Annotated in this window: 17 protein-coding genes and 3 tRNA genes; 11 read left to right on the top strand and 9 right to left on the bottom strand. The window is 38.7% G+C overall.

What is annotated here, in order from left to right; translation table 11 throughout:
- Nucleotides 1–98: 98 nt before the first annotated feature.
- On the bottom strand, nucleotides 99–1,826 hold the full coding sequence (locus B3H30_RS00430) for an MFS transporter (RefSeq protein WP_201639488.1): 1,728 nt from the start codon (nucleotides 1,824–1,826) through the stop codon (nucleotides 99–101).
- 303 nt (nucleotides 1,827–2,129) lie between these two features.
- Here B3H30_RS00430 and rho point away from each other — a divergent pair, with 303 nt between their 5' ends.
- Together rho and pssA are read left to right on the top strand one after the other, a co-directional pair.
- Entirely contained in the window at nucleotides 2,130–3,629 is a 1,500-nt protein-coding gene (gene rho / locus B3H30_RS00435; RefSeq protein WP_201639487.1) for a transcription termination factor Rho, read from the top strand.
- A gap of 74 nt (nucleotides 3,630–3,703) precedes the next feature.
- A complete protein-coding gene (pssA, locus tag B3H30_RS00440) occupies nucleotides 3,704–4,390 on the top strand; it encodes a CDP-diacylglycerol--serine O-phosphatidyltransferase (RefSeq protein ID WP_070570444.1) in 687 nt (228 codons plus the stop codon).
- Here pssA and B3H30_RS00445 read toward each other — a convergent pair.
- Nucleotides 4,387–4,731: an Hpt domain-containing protein gene (locus B3H30_RS00445; RefSeq protein ID WP_070570446.1), complete on the bottom strand. Its 345-nt coding sequence runs from the start codon at nucleotides 4,729–4,731 to the stop codon at nucleotides 4,387–4,389. The two genes, pssA and B3H30_RS00445, sit on opposite strands and share 4 nt — an antisense overlap.
- Complete coding sequence (folK, locus tag B3H30_RS00450; RefSeq protein WP_070570448.1) at nucleotides 4,712–5,215, bottom strand: 2-amino-4-hydroxy-6-hydroxymethyldihydropteridine diphosphokinase; 504 nt, start codon at nucleotides 5,213–5,215, stop codon at nucleotides 4,712–4,714. Before folK ends, B3H30_RS00445 begins: the two co-directional genes overlap by 20 nt.
- A 239-nt stretch (nucleotides 5,216–5,454) precedes the next feature.
- Here folK and sppA point away from each other — a divergent pair, with 239 nt between their 5' ends.
- The 3 genes from sppA (at nucleotide 5,455) to B3H30_RS00465 (ending at nucleotide 9,662) form a co-directional block, all read left to right on the top strand.
- Nucleotides 5,455–7,221: a signal peptide peptidase SppA gene (sppA, locus tag B3H30_RS00455; protein ID WP_070570450.1), complete on the top strand. Its 1,767-nt coding sequence runs from the start codon at nucleotides 5,455–5,457 to the stop codon at nucleotides 7,219–7,221.
- 216 nt (nucleotides 7,222–7,437) lie between these two features.
- The gene (locus B3H30_RS00460) at nucleotides 7,438–8,628 is read left to right on the top strand and encodes a phosphoglycerate kinase (protein WP_070570453.1); all 1,191 of its coding nucleotides are present in this window, start codon (nucleotides 7,438–7,440) and stop codon (nucleotides 8,626–8,628) included.
- Between the two features lie 164 nt (nucleotides 8,629–8,792).
- Complete coding sequence (locus B3H30_RS00465; protein ID WP_083296135.1) at nucleotides 8,793–9,662, top strand: endonuclease/exonuclease/phosphatase family protein; 870 nt, start codon at nucleotides 8,793–8,795, stop codon at nucleotides 9,660–9,662.
- An 11-nt stretch (nucleotides 9,663–9,673) separates the two neighbouring features.
- On the opposite strand, the gene B3H30_RS00470 is transcribed toward B3H30_RS00465, so the two are convergent.
- Entirely contained in the window at nucleotides 9,674–12,361 is a 2,688-nt protein-coding gene (locus B3H30_RS00470) for a TolB family protein (protein WP_286710298.1), read from the bottom strand.
- An 806-nt stretch (nucleotides 12,362–13,167) separates the two neighbouring features.
- On the opposite strand from B3H30_RS00470, the gene mgtE reads away from it, so the two are divergent.
- The 5 genes from mgtE (at nucleotide 13,168) to B3H30_RS00495 (ending at nucleotide 16,123) form a co-directional block, all read left to right on the top strand.
- Nucleotides 13,168–14,544 carry a magnesium transporter gene (gene mgtE / locus B3H30_RS00475; RefSeq protein WP_070570459.1) on the top strand — a complete coding sequence of 459 codons (1,377 nt, stop codon included), beginning with the start codon at nucleotides 13,168–13,170 and terminating at the stop codon, nucleotides 14,542–14,544.
- A 247-nt stretch (nucleotides 14,545–14,791) separates the two neighbouring features.
- Nucleotides 14,792–14,865: transfer RNA gene (locus B3H30_RS00480), tRNA-Asn, on the top strand.
- 50 nt (nucleotides 14,866–14,915) lie between these two features.
- A tRNA-Asn gene (locus B3H30_RS00485) sits at nucleotides 14,916–14,989 on the top strand.
- 88 nt (nucleotides 14,990–15,077) lie between these two features.
- Nucleotides 15,078–15,151 (top strand) — tRNA-Asn (locus B3H30_RS00490).
- A gap of 57 nt (nucleotides 15,152–15,208) precedes the next feature.
- Nucleotides 15,209–16,123, top strand: a complete 915-nt coding sequence (locus tag B3H30_RS00495) for a PfkB family carbohydrate kinase (protein ID WP_070570461.1) — start codon at nucleotides 15,209–15,211, stop codon at nucleotides 16,121–16,123.
- Here the strand turns inward: B3H30_RS00495 and B3H30_RS00500 are convergent, their stop codons facing one another.
- The 3 genes from B3H30_RS00500 to murB form a co-directional block, all read right to left on the bottom strand.
- Nucleotides 16,124–16,369, bottom strand: a complete 246-nt coding sequence (locus B3H30_RS00500) for a cytochrome b5 domain-containing protein (RefSeq protein WP_070570462.1) — start codon at nucleotides 16,367–16,369, stop codon at nucleotides 16,124–16,126.
- 31 nt (nucleotides 16,370–16,400) lie between these two features.
- Complete coding sequence (locus B3H30_RS00505) at nucleotides 16,401–16,910, bottom strand: RNA polymerase sigma factor (protein ID WP_070570464.1); 510 nt, start codon at nucleotides 16,908–16,910, stop codon at nucleotides 16,401–16,403.
- A 262-nt stretch (nucleotides 16,911–17,172) separates the two neighbouring features.
- Nucleotides 17,173–18,189 (bottom strand): UDP-N-acetylmuramate dehydrogenase, encoded by a 1,017-nt coding sequence (gene murB, locus B3H30_RS00510; protein ID WP_083296138.1) that lies wholly within the window; start codon nucleotides 18,187–18,189, stop codon nucleotides 17,173–17,175.
- Between the two features lie 104 nt (nucleotides 18,190–18,293).
- Between murB and B3H30_RS00515 the strand changes: the two genes are divergently transcribed.
- Nucleotides 18,294–18,911, top strand: coding sequence for a TetR/AcrR family transcriptional regulator (locus B3H30_RS00515; protein WP_070570468.1), 618 nt, complete (start codon nucleotides 18,294–18,296; stop codon nucleotides 18,909–18,911).
- Here the strand turns inward: B3H30_RS00515 and B3H30_RS00520 are convergent.
- Both B3H30_RS00520 and B3H30_RS00525 read right to left on the bottom strand, forming a co-directional pair.
- The gene (locus tag B3H30_RS00520) at nucleotides 18,904–19,884 is read right to left on the bottom strand and encodes a YpdA family putative bacillithiol disulfide reductase (protein WP_070570470.1); all 981 of its coding nucleotides are present in this window, start codon (nucleotides 19,882–19,884) and stop codon (nucleotides 18,904–18,906) included. The genes B3H30_RS00515 and B3H30_RS00520 overlap by 8 nt on opposite strands.
- A gap of 31 nt (nucleotides 19,885–19,915) precedes the next feature.
- Nucleotides 19,916–22,108, bottom strand: coding sequence for an FUSC family protein (locus tag B3H30_RS00525; RefSeq protein ID WP_070570472.1), 2,193 nt, complete (start codon nucleotides 22,106–22,108; stop codon nucleotides 19,916–19,918).
- Between the last annotated feature and the right edge of the window lie 383 nt (nucleotides 22,109–22,491).

Here is a 22,491-nt window from a genome sequence, read left to right on the forward strand (position 1 = left end):
TATATAAAAAAACTGGCTTAACGGTGTTGTTAAGCCAGTTTTTGAGCTGTGTAATAAAATTGTTTAAATAGTGTACTATTTACAATTAGTGAGGGGTGTTAATGGCCTCCTTCAGCCTCTATTTCATCAATATTGATTCCTTGTTTTGTTAATATTCCCTTAACAAATATCGCAAAGAAAACAACATAACAGAATCCGATTAATGGTAGAATATACGAGTTATGGATACCGATAATATCCGCTAATTTTCCTTGTATCGGAGGAAGAACACCACCACCAAGAATCATCATCACAAGAAATGCCGAACCTTGAGCGGTATATTTTCCTAAACCTACAATGGACAAACTGAAAATTGAGGACCACATAATTGAACATGCAAGACCGCCTGATAAGAAAGCATAGATTGCAATAGTACCCGATGAGAATAGGCCAATTAACATCGCAATGATTCCAAATAATCCAAAAATAATCAATGTACGAGCAGGTTTTTCTTTACTTAGGTAGAATGCTACAATTTGAAGAATAATACATATGACGTAATAATACAGATGTGACATCTCAAATCCTGCAAGCGTATTGACGCCGATGATAATGGAGAATGCAATCAGAGGAACGATAATCAATAATCCATTTTTAGTTGATTTACTCAAGTTAAATGCTGTAATAGCACCAGCCCAACGACCGATCATCATACTTCCCCAATACATGGATACATAAGGTGTAATTTGAGATGATTGCAAATGACCAAATTCCTTCAATGTTAATAATTCGCCGAGGTTACTACCGATTGCGACTTCGATACCGACATAGATAAAAAGCGCGAGCATACCCAAAGCCAATTGTGGATATTTCATCGCACCCCAACCTTCTGGATTTTTTTGCGCGCTCTTATTGGAGAACAATAAACCACCGATCACAACGACCAATGCTCCTGCCAACCATAACATGCGTTGCATTTCGAGTGGTTTGGCAACTTCTTTAATGTGCAGTTTGAGTTGATCGATCTGAACCTGATCTGTTAAACTTGAAACCTGTTTGTGTAACTGCTCTACCTGCAAGGCTAAATCGCTCTTATAGCTTAAAAACACTGGCGTGAACATACCAAAAAGGAGGATGGTCATAATGATCAAGGTACGTAAAGCTTTATTCGCTTTTTCCATTGGCTCATCACTAATTCCAGCAGGAACTTTTTTACTGAAATTAAATAATGCTGCAGCTAACAGGAACAATAGACCAACACCAATATAAAGATAAACAACCTTGTTTAGCGGAAGGTTGGCGATCTCTGAGTCAGAAATAGGCTCAAAAGTTCCGAATAAGGAAAACCCGATAACAAGAGGGCCTATTGTTGTACCAAATGAGTTGATACCACCGCCTAGGTTCACACGGGAAGCACCCGTTTTTGGATCGCCCAATAAAACCGCAAATGGATTTGCTGCAGTCTGTTGTAAAGAAAAACCAAGGGCTACAACGAATAGTCCCAATAACATACCAACATACAAATTTACTTCGACAGCAACAATCATGGCTGCGGCACCCAAGGCCGAGAAAAGTAAACCGTAAACTATACTCTTTTTATATCCCCATTTTCCAACCAGGTCCTTTCCCCCGATTGAACTGAATATAAATAGTAACAATGCACCAATATAATAGGCTGTATAAAAAGCAAAGTCTATTAACTGGGATTGAAACTGGTCTAAATGAAAGTAATTTTTGCAGAACGGTATAAAAACACTGTTCCCTGCCGCAATGAACCCCCAAAAGAAAAACACAATAATCAATGTGTAGAGTGCGGGGTAATTGGTTTTAGTTTGTTGCTGTTCCATATAAGGGATCTAAAAACTTAAATTTTGAAAGGTACGAACTTATGAAAAAAAATATAAAATTCAATCTAAAAATGTTGTTAAATCGTTTTACTAGCTACAATAGTAAATATTTTTTTTGAAATATTTTGAAATAACAAAATTTGTTTTTTTCTTTGTCTAGGTTCTCAATATTTAATCCACTTCGGGTTTAAAAGAAATCATTAAGTTCTTCATCTCACTTAATCATGGAAACTTGTTTAAGTGTGTAATCAGAATTCAGAAAAAAGCTCAAAAAAAAATCCAAAAATCATACACAACACATTAATGGATATTAACGAATTAAACGCTAAACTCGTATCGGAATTGCGCGAGATTGCTAAGTTGATCGGTATCGCAGATGCTGATAAATTGCGTAAACAAGAATTAATCGAAAGAATTAGCAATACTGGTGGGGAAGAGGAAGCAGCACCAGCGCCAGCTGAAAAAGCAGCTAAAGTAGAGGAAGATAATCAGGAACATGCTGAGCGTACACGTAAACGTGTGCGGACCGTAAAAACTGCGGAACCTGTCACGGTAAGAAAACGTGAAGTTTCTGAGCATGACGAAGCCCCGGTTGCAACCGAAGATACACCAGCAGCAGATAAAGGCCCCCAACCTGAAAAAGCAACACAAACTCCTAAAGCAGAAAACACTTCTTCAAGTACAGATTTCGATAATGTGATCGTTAATGAGGGTGTATTGGAGATCATGCCTGATGGTTATGGCTTCTTACGTTCATCAGATTATAACTATCTGACTTCTCCTGATGATATTTATGTATCACAATCTCAGATCAAATTATTTGGTTTGAAAACGGGAGATACGGTACGTGGTTGTATCCGTCCGCCTAAAGAGGGTGAAAAATACTTCCCTCTGGTACGGGTTGAGGCTATCAATGGACAAAATCCGGCTGAGGTACGCGATCGTGTGCCATTTGATTATTTGACACCATTATTCCCTGATGAGCGTTTAAATTTAGATATGGGTGTTGGAAATTACTCTACACGTATCATGGATTTATTTACGCCTATAGGTAAAGGTCAACGTGGACTAATCGTTGCTCAACCGAAAACGGGTAAAACAAACTTGTTGAAAGAGGTTGCAAATGCTATTGCAAAAAATCACCCAGAAGTTTATTTGATTATCTTATTAATCGATGAGCGCCCTGAGGAGGTTACTGATATGGCGAGAAGTGTACGCGCGGAAGTTGTTTCTTCGACATTTGATGAGCCGGCTGACCGTCACGTTAAAATTGCAAACATCGTGCTTGAGAAAGCTAAACGTATGGTAGAATGTGGACATGATGTCGTTATCTTGTTAGACTCGATTACAAGATTGGCACGTGCCTATAACACAGTGGCGCCTGCGTCAGGTAAAATTTTGTCAGGTGGTGTGGATGCGAATGCTTTACACAAACCAAAACGTTTCTTTGGTGCTGCCCGGAATATTGAAAATGGTGGTTCATTGACGATCTTAGCAACAGCATTGACAGATACAGGTTCTAAAATGGACGAAGTTATCTTTGAGGAATTCAAAGGTACAGGTAATATGGAATTACAGTTGGATCGTAAGTTGGCAAACAAACGAATTTTCCCTGCGATCGATATCACCGCATCGAGTACACGTCGTGATGATCTATTGACTGACAAAGAAACATTACAACGTATTTGGGTACTTCGTAACCACTTATCGGATATGAATTCTACAGAGGCCATGGAATTTTTACAAGGTCAATTGCGTGGCACTAAATCAAATGAAGAATTTTTGATCAGTATGAATGGGTAATTCCATCAAATTTTGATATTTTAGCCATCATTTTTAATCAAATGATGGCTTTTTTTATAAAATAGATCCTGTACATGAAAAAACATATCCCAAATCTGCTGACTTGTCTAAATTTATTTAGTGGCTGTATCGCTGTATTGATGGCATTGCAAGGCAATATTCAAGTTGTCACTATTTGCGTATTTGCTTCCGGGATATTCGATTTTTTTGACGGAATGGTAGCGAGACTACTTCATGTTAAATCGCCAATAGGAAAGGAGCTGGATTCGTTGGCTGATATGGTCAGTTTTGGTTTTTTACCTGGGACAATTATGTTTACCTTGTTGACAAAGGTATTTCCTGATGGTTCTCTGTTACCTTATTTAGGGTTTATCATTACTGTTTTCTCGGCTTTACGTTTAGCAAAGTTCAACCTGGATGAGCGCCAAACTTCGGATTTCATTGGTTTGAATACGCCAATGAATACATTTTATGTGCTTTCTCTACCTTATATCGCAGACAAATACCCACAATTGGTTTTAAATCCGATTGTATTAATCGGTAGTGTTCTTTTAACCAGTTATCTTTTGGTAAGTGAAATTAGGTTGTTTTCGATGAAATTTAGTTCGATGGATTGGAAAACGAATAAATTTCGCTTCATATTTTTGATCCTGACGCTGATCTTGTTTATTGTTGGTCAATTTATGGCTTTACCGATTATTTTAATTTTATATTTCCTATTATCAGCATTGCATTTTAATAAAAAAAACGATCTGGTTTAGATCGTTTTTTCATATTGTTCCAATTCAAATAGAAGCTCTTTCATTTCAATATCGATAACACCAAAAGTGGCCCGAAGGCTGTCAAGAGATGCTTCGTTCTTTGAATTGGTCTCTAATTCCTCAAATTTTTCTTTTAAGTGAAAGGCACCGATATAGTCCATTGTCGGTTTGATGTGATGGGCTGTATCACCAATCTTTTGAAGATCACCTTCAACCAGCGCTTGTCGGAGCTTGTCGAGATCTACAGGTGTTTGAATAAGATACATGGATACAAATTGTTTGATTAATTCGTGGCTGTCAAACATGTTTTGGTTGATCAGTTCAATATCGATATGGTTCATCGTCGCTAATTTTCTTTACAGGTAAGTCGTCTTTGCATTTATTCAATAAATATACGTTATTTTTTTTGTAAACGGGATGGATATAGGCTGGTGCTATTTCCACTAAAGGCTCCAGTGTAAACCTGCGATCAGCAATAAAAGGGTGTGGAATCTGCAACGATGGCAGATCGATAATTTCCTGGTTAAAGTAGAGTATATCAATATCAATGACTCTTTCACCCCATTTTTTTATACGGATACGTCCTAATTCCTGTTCGATGTGTTGTGTCAGGTTTAAGCATGCTAAAGGCTGTAACCGGGATGCCACTAAAACGACCTGATTTAAAAAGGGCGGTTGGTCTTCAACTCCCCAGGCCGCTGTTTCATAGATCGAAGAAGCTTCAATAATTGCTCCAACATGTGTTTCAAGTTGTTTTCTCGCTAGATCAAGCTGTTGAAAACGATCCCCAAGGTTAGTGCCCAATAGTATATAAATCTGATTCATGATGCTAAATTAAGATTTTGTGAAACTTAGTTGTTTGAATTTCGGCTATTTTTTGGATTTAGGGTATTAATGGTCTATGGATATGTAAATTTCTTTCAGGCTATGAGCCTTAATTTCGCGAATAAAATGTGGGGTAGATGAAATAAAAGACTGGGTGAATAAAAAATATTGCATTACCTTTAGTGAAAATAAGTCTTTTCACAGGAAGATCGATTATGGATCGGATTTAATTACAAAATATGAAATCATTTTTTAAGTACGTACTGGCAACAATTACGGGGATTGTGATCTCTTTTGTTGTGTTGTTTATTGTTTTGATGGGGATTATTGGGGCCATCATCAGCTCGGCATCCTCGGATCAGGAGATTGTTGTTAAAAGCAACTCGGTTTTATACCTATCCTTTGATTATGATATTTCAGAGAGAAGCGAAGCGAATCCTTTGGGTAGTCTCAATCTTCCAGGTTATTCCACTAAAAATATTGGTCTAGACGATATTTTGGCGAGGATCAAGTATGCGGCGACGGATGGGAATATTAAAGGGATCTATTTAGATGCTAGTCATATCGGAGTTGGCTTTGCAAGTTTAAAGGAAGTGAGAGACGAACTTTTGGCTTTTAAGAAAACCGGGAAATTTGTTGTTGCTTATAATGCGGGGTATGACCAAAAGGCCTATTATGTAGCGAGCACCGCCGATAAGGTGTACGTTAATCCGCAAGGGACGATTGATTTTAAAGGTTTGGCAAGTTCTACGATGTTCTATAAAGACCTTTTGGACAAGGTTGGGGTGGAGATGCAAATTGTGAAGGTAGGTACATTTAAAAGTGCTGTTGAGCCTTTCTTTTTAAATAAAATGAGTGATCCCAATCGCTTGCAGGTAACATCATATTTGGGAAGTATATACAGTACCTTTATTAATGAAATAGCAGCGAGCAGAAATATTGCTGCCGATTCATTACGGGCTATTGCGAATGACTATCGTGTCCGGGATGCGGACGACGCGGTAAAATATAAGCTTGCAGATGCCAAGTTGTATAAAGACGAACTTTTATCGGATTTGAGAAAACGTTTGAAAATTTCGGAAAAGGATGAGATATCGTTTGTTTCCCTGTTGGATTATAATAAAAAGTTAAAAGATGATGCGAGCGGATCTGAAGTCGCGGTTCTTTATGCTGCCGGAGAAATTGTTGATGGTGAAGGAACAGGACCAGGTCAAATCGGTGGTGATAAATTCTCCCGCGAACTACGAAAATTAAGAGAAGATGATGCTGTTAAAGCTGTTGTTTTGCGTGTGAATTCACCAGGAGGATCTGCTTTAGCGTCCGATATTATTTGGCGGGAGGTTATTTTGACCAAGAAAGTGAAACCCGTAATCGTGTCGATGGGAGATTTAGCTGCATCAGGTGGGTATTATATCTCGGCGGCAGCAGATTCGATATTTGCTGAACCAACTACAATTACAGGATCTATTGGTGTATTTGGTGTGATTCCTAATTTCCAAAATCTGATGAACAATAAAATTGGAGTGCATTATGATGGTGTAAAGACGGGTAAGTTTGCTGATTTGATGACTTCTTTCGATCGGCCGTTGACAGCAGAAGAAAGGGATATCATCCAGCGGGAAGTGGATAAAGTATATGGTACATTTACTAAAGTTGTTGCAGACGGCCGTAAATTATCCATTGCTGATGTAGATAGTATTGGGCAGGGAAGAGTTTGGACCGGTGCGCAAGGTGTGAATAATAAATTGGTTGACCGTCTCGGAAACTTGGATGCCGCTATTCAGGCTGCCGCAAAAAAGGCCAATCTGAATAAATATAAAGTGTCCCAATATCCGGAGAAAGAAGATCCTTTTACCTCGATATTAAATAATTCAAAAGAAAAAGTCCAAGTTTGGATTGCAAAAGAGCAAATGGGCGAATATTATCGTTATTTTGATGTCGTGAGAAAAGCTACAGCACAGACGGGGGTGCAGGCGAGAATGCCTTATAGCGTTGAGATTCACTAGTAATTGATTCGTAAAGGAAGTCCAATCGTGGTATGGTTGTAGGTGATTATAATTTATAACGATGCCGGTAATTCTTACGTTGCGTGCGGAGAAGTTCGATCCAATGTACGGATTGCCATGAATAAATAATTATTTCTAATGAAAGCAAATGCTTTTTTTTATATTTAGCTGTTCGTTTGACAAAACGACCTAATCCCAAATCAATAAAGTTACAGAATGAAAACAGTAGACGATTTAAATTTTGCAGGTAAAAAAGCCTTGGTACGTGTGGATTTCAACGTGCCTTTGGATGAAAATTTCAATATTACGGATGATAATCGTATCCAGGGAGCGGCTCCAACAATAAAGAAGATCTTGAACGATGGTGGAAGCGTGATATTGATGTCCCATTTAGGAAGGCCAAAAGATGGTCCTACTGATAAGTATTCATTAAAACATATTGTTGCTCATCTTTCACAGGTTTTAGGTACTGATGTTCAGTTTGCCAATGATTGTATCGGTACAGAGGCCGTAGAAAAAGCGGCAGCTTTACAAGCTGGTCAGGTTTTATTGCTAGAAAACCTTCGCTTCTATAAAGAAGAAGAAAAAGGAGATGTTGAATTTGCTGAGAAGTTGTCAAAATTAGGCGATATCTATGTGAACGATGCTTTCGGTACAGCCCACAGAGCTCATGCTTCGACAGCAATTGTTGCGCAATTTTTTCCAGGAGCTAAATATAGCGGTTACTTGATGGCTGCAGAAGTCGGAAATGCAGAAAAAGTATTAAACAATCCGGTTAGACCATTTACGGCTATCATGGGTGGAGCAAAAGTTTCTGATAAAATTCAGTTAATTGAGGCCTTATTGGATAAAGTTGACAACCTTTTAATTGGTGGAGGTATGGCTTATACGTTCATCAAAGCTAGAGGGGGTGAAATTGGTCAATCATTGGTTGAAATCGATAAACTTGATTTAGCGAATGAGTTGGTGAAAAAAGCGAAGGAAAAAGGTGTAAACTTGGTTATTCCTACGGATGCTCAGATTGCAGATGCATTTTCCAACGATGCCAATGTATATGATGGACCAAATGATCAAATTCCTGCAGATTTGCAAGGTCTGGATATTGGTCAGGAGTCTGCAGCAAATTTCGCTGCGATCATCAAAAATTCTAAAACAGTTCTTTGGAACGGTCCAATGGGTGTTTTTGAATTTGATACCTTTGCAAAGGGTACCAAAGCTGTAGCTGATGCTGTTGTGGAAGCAACGAAGAATGGGGCATTCTCTTTAATAGGAGGTGGTGATTCTGCTGCTGCGGTAAGTAAATTTGGTATGACTGAAGATGTAAGTTACGTCAGTACAGGTGGTGGTGCGCTTTTGGAATACATGGAAGGAAAAGTTCTTCCAGGGGTGAAGGCACTTGAAGATTAATATAAATCAAAATCTTTAGAAAGGGACAACATAGGTTGTCCCTTTTTTATTAAAAAAGATCGATGTTTTGTACGAAACTATTGATGTAATGTCAGATTAAATCAATTATCCGTTAAATGTTTGTGTAGCACTGGTGAGTTTTTATTGTATTTGCTAAATTTATCATGACTTGGTTATATATGCAGATATTGATGGATGCTAATAAGAGTAAAGAAAAAGATAGTTCTGGTTTTTTTTCGGTACTGACGTATAATGTAGCGGGGTTGCCTGGGATTATTTCCTCTGCGATTACAGGAAGAAGCAGAAGTATTGCTGAAATTGGAAAGAAGATCAATCCTTTTGACATTGTTAATGTACAGGAGGATTTCAATTATAATAGAAGTCTATATTGGGGCGGTAATTCACATCCATATCGCACAAGAACCAAGGGACGTGTTCCCTTTGGTGATGGTCTCAATACCCTGTCTCATTTTCCGATGACCGATGTTGTCCGTGTGCCCTGGAAAAAACGTACAGGAGCCGATTTTCTGACACCCAAGGGCTTCACCTTAGTTCAGATAGAAATCGTTCCTGAAGTCTGGTTGGATGTTTATAATGTTCATGCAAATGCACAAAATAGCAGGAAAGCTTCAAGTGCACGCCGGGATAATCTCAATCAGCTACGTGATTATATTGGAGAGCATTCGAGTGGTAAGCCACTTATTGTAATGGGTGATTTTAATGCACATTATAGTTTTTGTGATGATAACCTGCATGATTTTATGGATTCCACAGCATTGGTTGATAGCTGGGTTGAGCTCGAAAATGGAGGCTTAGTGCCTGAGGTGCGACATGAGTTTAAGCCGCCACATATGTTGTCTATCAGCAATCAGAGCGAATCTATCGATAAGATCCTCTATCGGAGCAGTAGTCACCTCAGTCTTGCTGCCCGGGATTATAAAATAGAAAATAATCTATTCACCAATGTCAAAGGATTGCCCTTATCGGATCATTATGCCTTGGCACTGAATTTTAACTGGGCGATTCATCCTTAAGCAGCTTATCCTTAATAGGTGTAGTTTAAACTGAAAGTTGGAACTACACGTTGTGTTGTCGTGTTGTCATTGATATAGGTACCCTTAACGACGAATTCGAAATCTGGAAGTGGGTATCTGAAAGCATTGAAATCAAGCGACAGATAGGCTCCAAAGCTTTTTGGTGAGATCTCCCTGTGTTTGTGTATATTTTGATAATCGGCAAATATTCCTCCTTTTACACGTTTAATATAGGCTAAAGATCCTAATCCAAGGTCGGGATAAGCTATAGGGAAACGATAGTTGACCAACACCGTGTTTTTTATTTTTTCATATTTGTAGTAGCTAAATCCACTCACAAGAGGGATATCGTTGATGTATTGATAAATTCCTGATCCTGTTTGGGCGCTCAATCTAATTTGAAAACCGTGATTGCTCATAAATCCAGGTAGATAGAATACTGTTCTTGCTGATAAAATTTCACCTTTTGCATTGTTTTCAAAAGGCGTATGTCGGTAGGTGACACTAAAATTTTGCCCCCATCTTGGGTAGAGATCCATACTGGCCATACGCGCATTGCGATTGAGGTAAAGCTGGTATGTTAATGGAAATGCAGTCTCGTAATTAAAGTTTTTGACATCTGTTCGGCTAAGATCATAGCGCCTTAGATAGGCTGTTGCGAGGTTGAATCCAGTGGAATAGACGTAGTCTCTTCTGTAAAAGGAGAGTGGGATGGAGATCTGTGAGGATATATAATGCTCGCGCCAGTCGAAACGGATGCTACTGTCCGGTTTATTAGGGATGCCTGCTGCTGCGATTTGCCCTCTGTTTTCATAACGTAGTGAGAATTTTGGGAAGTACTTGTTGTAGGTCAGTTCTGCCGAGTATACTCCTTTTCGAATGTCGGTGTCATATTCATATCCCAGTGCAATTTGTGTGGTGTTTAAGATATTGTTTGATAACCAGAAGACGCCAGGTTTAAAATTGTCGAAACTTTCAAAATTACTGCTACTTAACGAAAGGCTATGAAAATTGAATGTTCTACCTAGTCCACTATAGGGAATAATTTGGTAGTGTTGGCTTGTGTCTACTGCGATGGAAGCAATGTTTTTTATGCTGTCTTTCGTTAATGCTGTGCTATAGTAATGCGAAAAATAATCTGTTTCGGGACGGATATCAAATGTTGTGTCTATGGATGTTTGGGCGATTTTGTAGCCATTGTATTGGTAATCGTTGAAGAATAATTGCCTTGTGTCCTTGTCGTAAAAAGGGTTGAACGCGCCAAACTGTGCCTTTGTCAGCTGCTGTTTTTTACCAGATAAGAGATCAATAGTGTAGATATTATCGATACCATTGAAGTTAGCTTTTGTGATAATCTTCATACCTGAAAGGTATTGCGGTCTTTCATATTGTTGGTTACCCCATGGTGTTAGGTTGGTGATTTTGTCATTTTTCAGATCGATTTCACACAGTGCGGTTCCGGATTCGGATAATCGTATTGCTATTATTTTATCGCCTTTGGGGTTGAAAGCAGGGTGTTGCAGCTGTTCGGAATTGCCTATTTTTATCCGTTTGATGACATTGTTGTTTTTAAGGCTTATAAGCGTCAGATAGCTGTCGTTGGATAAATCTACCTCAACGCAGGCGATGGTTTCGTCTAATGGGCTAAAAATAGGTGAATAATATCTCGTCTGTTTGCTGAGCTGGCTAATTTTCCCTGTTTTGAGATCCATGACATTGATAACGCTGTATGTTCTTTTGTTGAAACGCGGATCTTTATGGAGCTCGTCCCATACGATGTAATTGCTGTTTACGTCAAAATGTGGTGTTAACTGTATGCCAGTTTTAGCGAGCCTATTTTCTGTTTTTGTTGCCACATCATACGTGTAAATTGCATTGGTCTTTTGTGGATTCTGTTTAATAAAATAGATCAGACCGTTCTTGTGTTTTGGTAATAAATTGCTGTTGTAATAGCTGTCGTTTTTCTTGTCTATTTCTTTGTATTTCTGGTATTGATAGTCGCTTGTTTTCTTATTCCATATGATCTCTAAATTTGCTATTGTTTTATTGTATAAGTAGGCACTATTTCCTCCAATTTTTTTCTTTAAAACACGATTGATATTATAGGGATATAATGGTTTTTTGTTCAGCTCCGAAAAGAGGTCGGCTTCATAATTCGAAGGTAATTCCGACTTTAAAGTGGAGGTCATCAGATAGCCGATTGTATAGTAACTCGGGACTATATCTTTATAGGACCCCAATAAATATTTATTAAAACTATAGCTGTGATTCGATTGAAAGTTCGCTTTGATGGGCATTTCAAAAGCGGGTAATCTTCCTCGCCCTCCCTCCGAATATATGGTTTCTGTAAGGGTTGCATCGCCTTCAAAATACCAGGAAGGAACGGTCAGTCCGTAGTAGGCAAGGGCTAATTGTTCAAAAAATGGCGCGCGTAGTTTTCCTGTCAATTTGTCAAATTGACTTACGTGTCTTGACTCGTGAAGGATCAAATTGGGTAGCCAGGTCTGGTTGTCGGGTTCTGCGCCTGCGGTGCTGTACAGTTCAGATTTACGTGGAGACAGCTGTACAAAACCATTCGTTTGTAGATTCGTGTTATGGATAATGAATGGAATTTTCCGCGGTGTTATTTTGTAATTTCTAGCAGTTGTACGCAGCGATCGGTTAACCTGGTCAGCTAGGGTAGGGGCCTTGCTCTTCATTTCCTCAGGGAAAATTAGTCGAAAATTCTTGGTTTCAATTTTATACCATTTTTGGCTTAAGGGCGCTTGGCTGTCTTCAAAAAATTGAGCAGAACTTTTTTGTGAATATATTATTAATGATAATAATGATAATATGTTGATAATTATGTTTTTATGTTTCATTAATTTTTGTATATCGAGTGTTTGCTATTTTTTTTAGTTTTATTATTCCTATTTATATGAACTTTAACTTCTGTTTCAAATTTATTTATATTTGAATAATAGGCTTTTATGATTTTTATGATTTACTTCTTTTTACTATTTTTTTCTGTAAAACAACCTGATGATATTGGGCTGTTCTGAAAAAAAAGCACTATATTGAACAGGTTAAAGTATACGACGAATATACTTAAATAAATAGCGATTCTAAGACTGCGCCGAGAAAATTTGTCTGTTTTTTTTGTGGAGAAATCAGACGTCTATGGGGTGTTGCTTTGGGAGTGTGCTGGCGAGTTGGGTGTGGCCTGATTCATTTTATTGGATAAAAAAAATGGATCGGTAATTAGACGATAAATTTCATCGTCTTTCTTTTGTCTAGACCTGTTCAAGTTATTGGCGAGAACGGTTTTCTCTTTAATTTTTGTTGGTGACAAATTGTCTTGTTTTTGATTTGAGCATTAAACATTGTGCGGCGTATTTATCCCAATTACTGCGACAGACAGCAGGTTTTTATTATTTATTTTTTTATGCAGAATTTACTTTAAAAAAGCGATTTTTGTAACATATAAATTTTGTGTAGATGTAGGATTTTTAAATTGATAGGAGATATGGAAGAACTGGAAATGCAGGTGAATCAAATAGAGCAATTGATAGCAAGTGGAGACCTTGTTGGGCTGGAAGAATTTTTGAATGAATTAAATATTTCAGAAGTAGAGGAGCTGATTGATGAGTTGCCCGAACATGGTGCACTATTTATTGAATCATTAAATTTGAATCGCGCGGTTAACGTTTTTCGTATTCTGGATTTCCCTACTCAAAACAGGATTTTTAAGAAGCTTTCTAAAGCGAAAATTAGCGCACTAATTAACGAGTTACCGCCCGACGATCGGACTTCTTTTTTTTCAGAAATGAAGGACGATATTAAGCATTTAATTTTACTATTACCACCCAAAGATCGTGTTGAAGCATTGGCGTTGTTGGGCTATCCGGAAGACAGCGTTGGGCGTCTAATGACCCCCGATTATATTACCGTAAAAGAGCATTGGAGTATTGAACGAATATTGGGACATATTAGGCGTTATGGAAGAGATTCGGAGACAATAGATGTACTCTATGTGATTGATGGAAATGGGAAGCTGGTTGATGATATTCGGATTAAAGATGTGCTGATGGCGGAGCCAGATAGAGTCGTTGGCGAACTGATCGATCATCGTCTCATTTCGCTGAATGCTTACGATCCCCAGGAGGAAGCGATCAACATCTTCCGGATGAATAATCGCGTGGCCTTGCCTGTTGTCGACGAACAGGGGGTTATGTTGGGGATTGTGACTGTCGATGATATTCTTTGGGTAGCAAACGAGGAGTACACGGAAGATATGCAACGTATCGGGGGAACGGAGGCGTTGGATGAACCTTATCTGGATGTGTCGATTAAGAACTTGGTGAAGAAGAGAGCTGGATGGCTTATTGTGCTTTTTCTGGGACAACTTTTGACCGCTACGGTTATTGAGCATTTCGAGGAGCAAATGGCAAGTGCGATTATGTTGTTTGCACTGATGCCTGTTATTATATCCAGTGGTGGAAATAGCGGTTCGCAAGCCTCAACATTAATTATTCAAGCGATGGCCCTGGGGGAAGTTACCTTGGGTGACTGGTGGCGTGTGATGCGAAGAGAGATTCTTTCGGGTTTACTGCTGGGACTTATTTTGGGGGCTTTGGGTTTTATAAGGATTATGGCATGGCAATCTTTTGCGCATAGCTATGGTCAGTATTGGGTGTTGGTTGCATTAGTTATCTCTTTGTCCTTGGTTGGTGTGGTCCTTTGGGGGTCGTTGATGGGGTCTATGTTGCCTTTTGTGATGAAACGACTTGGGGCCGACCCTGCGAGTTCTTCAGCGCCCTTTGTGTCAACGTTAGTCGATGTAACAGGTTTGCTGATTTATTTTAGTGTGGCAACGCTAATTTTGAAAGGTGTGTTGCTTTAATTGTACGCAATTGCCGATACTGGTCGTTCATCCGCTGATGGCGATTGAAGGTAAAAGAAGGATAATGTTGGTTTAATTGCTGAAAAGGGGATTTTGTGGAGCTGTTTGAAAAAATAAAAATAAATTATTCTAATTGGAATTTAGGAAGTTGTAAAAAATGTGCTCAAAAAATTTGTAGTATTCTAATAATCTTCCGATACTTGCATCACGGAAACGCAATAGGGTCTCCGGAAAAATTGAAAAACACTCCTGAATAGCTCAGCAGGTTAGAGCATCTGACTGTTAATCAGAGGGTCGCTGGTTCGAGCCCAGCTTCAGGAGCAATTTAATAACTTACATAACCGGAGTTTTTAAAATATTCAATTTTTCATTCCTGAATAGCTCAGCCGGTTAGAGCATCTGACTGTTAATCAGAGGGTCGCTGGTTCGAGCCCAGCTTCAGGAGCAACAATGCAAATATTTTATTTGCAAATGATATTAAAATGTACTACTTTTGTACACTCTATGAGAAAGGAATTTCTCGAAAAATAAATTCCTGAATAGCTCAGCAGGTTAGAGCATCTGACTGTTAATCAGAGGGTCGCTGGTTCGAGCCCAGCTTCAGGAGCAATATTGAAACCGGCTTTATGCCGGTTTTTTTGTTTACCATGCTTATTAAAAAACTATGAGTTTAGTAATTATTGGTACGGTGGCTTTCGATACAATAGAAACACCGTTCGGTAAAACTGACAAAATTCTAGGTGGTGCCGGTACATTTGCGAGTCTAGCGGCGTCATATCTATGTGATCAAATCAAATTGGTCAGTGTTGTTGGGGAGGATTTTGGAAATGATAATCTCGATCTTATCAGGAGCCGTGGTATAGATGTTACGGGTGTTCAGGTGATTACTGGTGGGCAAACTTTTTCTTGGTCTGGCAGGTATCATAACGATATGAATAGCCGTGATACCTTGGCGACAGACTTAAATGTATTGGCTGATTTTGATCCTATTATTCCTGAAAGTTACCAGGATTGCGAGTATCTTCTCTTGGGCAATCTTACGCCTCAAATACAATTGACTACGTTGGAGCGCTTGGCACACAAGCCTAAGTTGGTTGTTCTGGATACCATGAACTACTGGATGAATGTTGCCATGGATGACTTAAGAAAAGTGCTTCTCAAGGTTGATGTTTTAGCCATCAATGATTCAGAGGCAAGGCAACTTTCTGGAGAGTATTCGCTGGTTAAAGCTGCAAAAGTCATTTTAGCAATGGGACCTAAATATTTAATTATCAAAAAAGGTGAACACGGTGCGCTTCTTTTTGGAGAGAATCAGATTTTTTCTGCTCCGGCGCTACCATTAGCAGATGTTTTTGATCCAACTGGTGCGGGAGATTCCTTTGCTGGAGGTTTTATTGGCTATCTTGCCAAAGTAAAAAGTATCAACTTTACAAACATGAAGAACGCATTGATTTTTGGTTCTGCGCTAGCTTCATTCTGTGTAGAGAAATTTGGAACAGATCGGTTGGTTGATCTTACCGAAGAGGACATACAAAAGCGTTTGAATGCTTTTGTTGCCCTATCTCAGTTTAATTTATAATCATTGATCTTTCAGTTTTCCGACGATCTGAAATTTTGAAAATACAGATGCTGAATGAGGGGCTTCTTGGAGCTCCTCAGTTAGATCTTGTCCGGCCCAATGTTCGTAGTGCATTCCGTTTTTCCACAGTCTACTTTCTCCGACATCATAGATAAGTCCGCGATAAGCAACCCAGATATGTGGTTTGTCCTGACCATTACGTAAAGCCAGTTGGCTTTTGCTGTATTCCGATAATTCTTCTGCCATTCGTAATTGTAAAAAGGCGAAGATAGAAAAACTAGGCTACTTTATAGGCCGATAGTGATCTCTTCATTAATTTTCTAGCGACATGTATTCTTGTTTTTACCGTTCCGATGGGGATATTTAAATGTTCCGATATCTCGTGGTATTTAAACCCTTCGAAGTACAATGAAAAAGGGATGTAATATTCTTCGGAAAGACTAGATAAAGCTTCATGGATGTCTTCCATGACAAATTTGCTTTCGCCCTGATTTGAGGAGGCGGATAATAGGAGGTTAGCGTTAGAAATATCCTCGTCTTTCGTAATGAAAGAGTTGGTTTTCACAATACGTCTATAGTTATTAATAAACGTGTTTTTCATGATGGTGTAAAGCCATCCTTTCAAATTGGTTCCTTCTTTGAAATTTTTAAAATAGGTTACAGCTTTCAGGAGAGTGTCCTGAACGAGATCGTTGGCATCTTCGTAATCACTGGTAAAATTTCTGGCGTAGAGTTTTAATGAGTCCGATTGCTCAATAACCATGGTGTCAAATTCATTCTTTGTCATAGCTTAATGAATTATAACTGTTCTTTTTACAAAACAGTACGTTTATAAAATGCGGTTCATTAAGTATGAGGCAAAAAATGCGCCAAAAATGGCAAAATTAGATTTGTTAATATAATTTTAAGATTATTTTAAGCGGAGCAAACGTTTGCGTTGACTAACTTTAAGTAAATAAAATTAGCTCAAAGTGATATTTTACTAAAGTGAAGCCTGTTTTTCTTTTGCTTTCAGATTTAAAAAAAATATTTTTACTTTTTTTAAATCTTTACAGTAAATTAACTTCACGCTCCAGCTTAATGCCAAATTTGTTGGCTACATCACTTATGATTTGTTCCGATAGATTATAAATTTCCTGTCCTGTAGCGTTTTGTCTATTTATTAGTACAAGTGCCTGATTTTTCCATACACCTGCTTGTCCATATTCTTTTCCTTTCCAACCACATTGTTCTATTAACCATCCAGCAGCCAATTTTGTTTCATTATTGGGCATTGGATAATGCGGTATTGTAGGGTATTCTTTCTGAAGAGGCTCGAAAGTCGAAGCTGTAACTACGGGGTTCTTAAAGAAACTTCCGGCATTTCCCACTGTACTCGGGTCAGGGAGCTTTTCTACGCGGATTTTGGAGACAATGGTTGCGATATCGGCAATACTTGGGTTGGTTATATTTTCTTTAGCGAGTTCGGCTTCTATTGCACCATAAGTTGTATTGATATGAGCTGTTCGGCTAAGCTTATAGGTTACCTGGGTAATGATAAACCGTCCTTTATGAGCTGTTTTAAAGATGCTGTCGCGGTAGGAGAAATTGCAATCTTCTTTTTTGAATGTGGCAATGTTGCCCGTATGTGTATCGAAAGCCTGACATTCGTGAAAGACATACATTAACTCGGTACCATAGGCGCCGATGTTTTGTACAGGTGAAGCCCCAACAGTGCCGGGAATTAGGGCCATGTTTTCAATCCCAGCGTAATTATGTTCGATGCAATACCAAACGAAGTCATTCCAGATTTCTCCCGCTTGCGCTGTGACATAGACATCATCGCCATCAATTTTTGACTGTATGCCCTTGCTCGTCATACGAATAATATAGCCGTCGAATGCTTTGGTGAAAAGGACATTGCTACCTGCGCCAAGAACAAAGAAGTTCTCTTTAAAAATACCATTTTTAAAAATTTCGGTCAATGTTTCATTGTCATTCACTTCGATTAGAAAATTTGTCTTTTCTTCAATTCCAAACGTATTGAAAGCTTTTAAAGATATATTCGATTGAATGTTTAACTTCATATTGACTTTAGTTTTCAGAAATTCAAAAAAATCAGCTATCTTTAGCATGATAATCGGTAAAGATAGTATAAACCGTTTATTTAACGATAAAAAATATAAGTTTAATGGGTAATGCAGATGTAAAAAGAATCAAAATTCTAGAAGCTGCGACGAGGCGCTTTTCACATTTTGGAATGGCTAAGACAACAATGTCGGAAATAGCTAAAGATCTCAATTTCTCAAAAGCATTGCTGTATTATTATTTTCCGGATAAGAATAGCTTATATTCTGCAGTTTTCGAATACGTTATTGATAAAATGATCGAGGATATCGAGGAGGTCATTGATAAGGGGGGTGACTTTGAGGAGATCATGATGTATTCTATTGATATGCGTGTCAAGATCATCAATCAGTATTATAATTTATTTGAATACACCATGAAGATGGTCAAAGAGCTTCCGGACGAGCTGGAACAGGTGTTCAAAGAGTCTTATCTCCGTGAGGTAGAAATTATTGAGAAGATTCTCAAGATTGGTATCGATGCCGGCGAGATACAGGTGGAAGATATCAATGAAACTGCGCGGATTCTTTTGTATTCACTATTCGGTATGCGTATGGGCATATTAAAGGATATGAAAAACATGTTGTTCCCAACAAAAGAAGAATTCGATCATATTCTCAGTTTACAGAAGAAAATGATGAAAATCTTCTTAAATGGCTTACGTTTTCAAGTCTTCAAGTAAGTGTTGAGCGAATATGTCCGATAATCTGTTTGGCATGAATTCGTGAATTTTCAATAAACCAAAGGTGGGTATTTAAGCCACCGCAAACGACACCTGCCAAATAAATCCCGGCAATATTTGTTTCCATTGTTTCTTCATTATGGCTGGGAATGCAAGGTGCTTCTTGGGGAATATCAATTCCGATCTTTTTCAAAAAATCAAAATTTGGGCGATAGCCGGTTAAAGCCAGTACAAAATCATTATCGAGTTCGACGATACCATCTGGGGTTTGGATATGCGCAGTAGTTGGAGTAACTTCTGTTAAGTGGCTGTTATAATAGACATCGATTTCACCCGCGGCAATTCGATTTTCAATATCAGGTTTTACCCAATATTTTACCCGGCGGCTGATTTCGCTACCGCGGATTACCAAAGAAACTTGTGCTCCTTTTCGGTAGGTTTCAAGGGCGGCATCAATGGATGAATTACTGGCGCCGACAACGATCACCTTTTGGCTGCTATAATAATGTGGATCGTCGTAGTAATGCCTCACTTTGGGAAGTTCTTCGCCCGGGATATTGAGCAACATCGGTATGTCATAAAAACCCGTGGCGATGATGACTTTCTTGCTCAGGTATATGCTTTTGCTACTGCTGACCAGAAACTCCGTGTCCTCTTTCTTAATTTCCAGTACTTCTTCAAAAAGATGGGTATCCAGTGCGAACTTTTGCTGTATACGTCTGTAATATTCCAGCGCCTCCATGCGTTTTGGCTTGGGATTGGTGGTGACAAATGGAATATCACCTATTTCTAATCTTTCGGAGGAAGAGAAGAAGGTCATATTTTGGGGGTAATTATATAATGAGTTGACCAAACAGCCCTTTTCGAGAATAAGGTAGTTTAAATTTGCTTCTTTGGCTTCTAAGGCGCAAGCTAAGCCAATTGGCCCGCCGCCAACTATGATCAGGTCGTACCGTGTTATCGTATCGCTCATGGTATAAATGTCGAGAATTTTAAAGAATAAATCAGCTTAAAGCTTTAGGCAGTTCATTTTCTGACATTGCTGTGCTTTTAGCGTGAAGATCCTGAACTATTTTATGGAGGTCCTGTGCAATTTTATTGAGAAAGTCCAGCTGTTCACTCAATAGCTGTCCATCAACTGAACTGACATCTGTATTATCAAATTGGTCGTTGGGAATTTCGATTGCCAAAGGAACAAATGCATTGACACTATCGGCAGAATGCAGCAGCTGAATGGATTGCTCCAAGGAGCTTAATATTTTTCGAATCGTCCGGACATGGTCCTTATTGATATAATTATTGTCCATTTCGTCGAGATGGTTCATCAATGTTACCGAAAAAGAAGCTAGGATATGGTTGAATATGACGAATTTATTGACTTCCTTACTATATTTTTGACGTTTCTTGGGTTCCGTAAGCATACGTTGGAATGTGGAACCCATGTTGGCTGTTTCCACATAGACTGCCTTGCGTGTTAGTTTGTAGTCGGTGATGGAAGGCGCTTGGCCTGCAATTTCTTTCAATGCCTGAAAGATGTAATTGTAGTTGGCTATCAGTAGCTTTCGCATGGATTCCTTGACTTGCATGCTTTCCCAATTTGGAAAAATAACATAACTGGATAAGAATGCAATCATGCCGCCGATAAAGGTGTCCAGTATGCGTTCTTTCGTGACGTCCAATGTATTGGCGCTGACGAAGCTCAGCATAATTAATACATAAGGGGTCATAAAAAGTACGGCAATGACATAATTGACCCGGAATAAGCTATATGCCGTCAGAAAAAAGAATACCAGTAGAACGAAAAGGACCGTTGGGTCATGAATGGTTAACAGGATGAGGGCTCCAATGAGTCCACCGATCGTTGTACCGATTAGACGCTGGATATTCCTCTCCTTTGTGAGCCCGAAGCCAGGCTTTAGGATAACCATGATAGTCAGGAGAATCCAATATACATTATTTGTGATATTGGTGACCTCAAACACGTAATAAGTGACCGACATGACAATTGCCATGCGGCATGCATGTCGAAAGATCGTGGATTTTAGAGTAAGATTTTCGCGGAACTTTTTGAAATCAATTGCAGAACTTTGGACAAAGCGTTTTGCGTCGTCAATTTCTTTTCGTTTGACATCGTCCGGTTGTAGATGCGAGTAACCATAGATATTTTTGATCCGGCGAACCAAATCACGCAAATTGATCAACACTTTGCGTAAAGCAAAGGTGCTATACTCTTGATTTTTATCCAGCTGATCGATTTTAGTGTGAAGGCGACTGAGATCCGAATCGAAATCGTACAGTGGTTTTGGTTGTGTATTGGTATTGAGCTGATAAGCCAAATTGTCAAGCTCATTGGTATATTTTAGGATCACGTTTTTGAAATCTTCCAAGATTCCGGTAGGACCAAAGCGTTCGCTGATGGTGTTGTAATCATAGTGTGCCGCCATACTTTGCTCAAAGAGATCGACAATATCGTTGAAGACGAGGGTTAAATAACGTCCCACCTTTGTGGTGTCTTTAATTGATCGTTTACTTTGAAACAATACATCCCGTAGGTTTTCCTGATGCTGATTGACTTCAACTTGTTTGTCGATCAGTTTGAGGTAGTTTTTATCGTTATCAATTTTAGCATCGTAAAAATTAGCTTTCAGCCGGATGTAATCAGCCACATAGCGAATTGTTTCGGATAGCTCCTGTTCGGCGAGCCTGTAAGGGCGTGCCTGGGTGATGGAAAGACTAATGGCGATATACCATAGACCACCTAATGTATAGAAGCCTAAATAGTTGATGGCTTCAGCAAGAGGATAGTGAATCTGCACATGGATCAACATCATCAGAATACACATAAGGCCTACGTTGGCGGCCCTGCTATTGAATACTGCAAACATGGCAAATATAAAGCAGGCTACGCCGATAAAAATCGCCAGTAGATAGACATTTTGATTAACTATATTGGTTAAAATAAAAGTTAACGTAGTCAAAATCGCACCCGCAATCATGCCTTTCCTTCTATGGCTAGGTGCTCCGGGCGTATCGGAGAGACCTACCAAGAGCGCTCCCAGGGAAACAATGGTTCCATTGGTAAATTGCCCGATAGTTGCAAAGATTAGGACAGGCACAATAGATCCGATGGTAATTCGGAGTCCATCCGCAAAATATTGGCTATAGAAAAAACTTTTTATTTCTTGTGTCTGTTTCATAATGTATAGTACAAACTTAGATAAATTGCTTTTCATATTCAAAACAATTGTTCGGCTATGTTTGCCCTTTTTAGTACGGATGAAAGCGAGATAGCTGTTCCGTTCCTGTCAGATCAGGGATGGTTCATTTTGTAGCGGGGCTTAACAGGATCAGGTTCTCAAGGTCTTCGTTGCTATACTGCATTGCATTAATGTGTTAAAAATGAAAATTTACTAAAATTTGTTAGTATGTTTATAATATTTCAATTGTTTTTTTGATTAATTTATATTTTTTTATTTGTTTAGCTATAATATTGTTATATTTGGAGCCATAGGGTTATTTCAGAGACATTACAAATTTTCAAGAGTCACCTAAACTCTCTTGACCACTTTCAAAGATTTAA

This window comes from Sphingobacterium sp. UBA7038, assembly GCF_002494055.1.
GTDB classification, from domain to species: Bacteria; Bacteroidota; Bacteroidia; order Sphingobacteriales; family Sphingobacteriaceae; genus Sphingobacterium; species Sphingobacterium multivorum.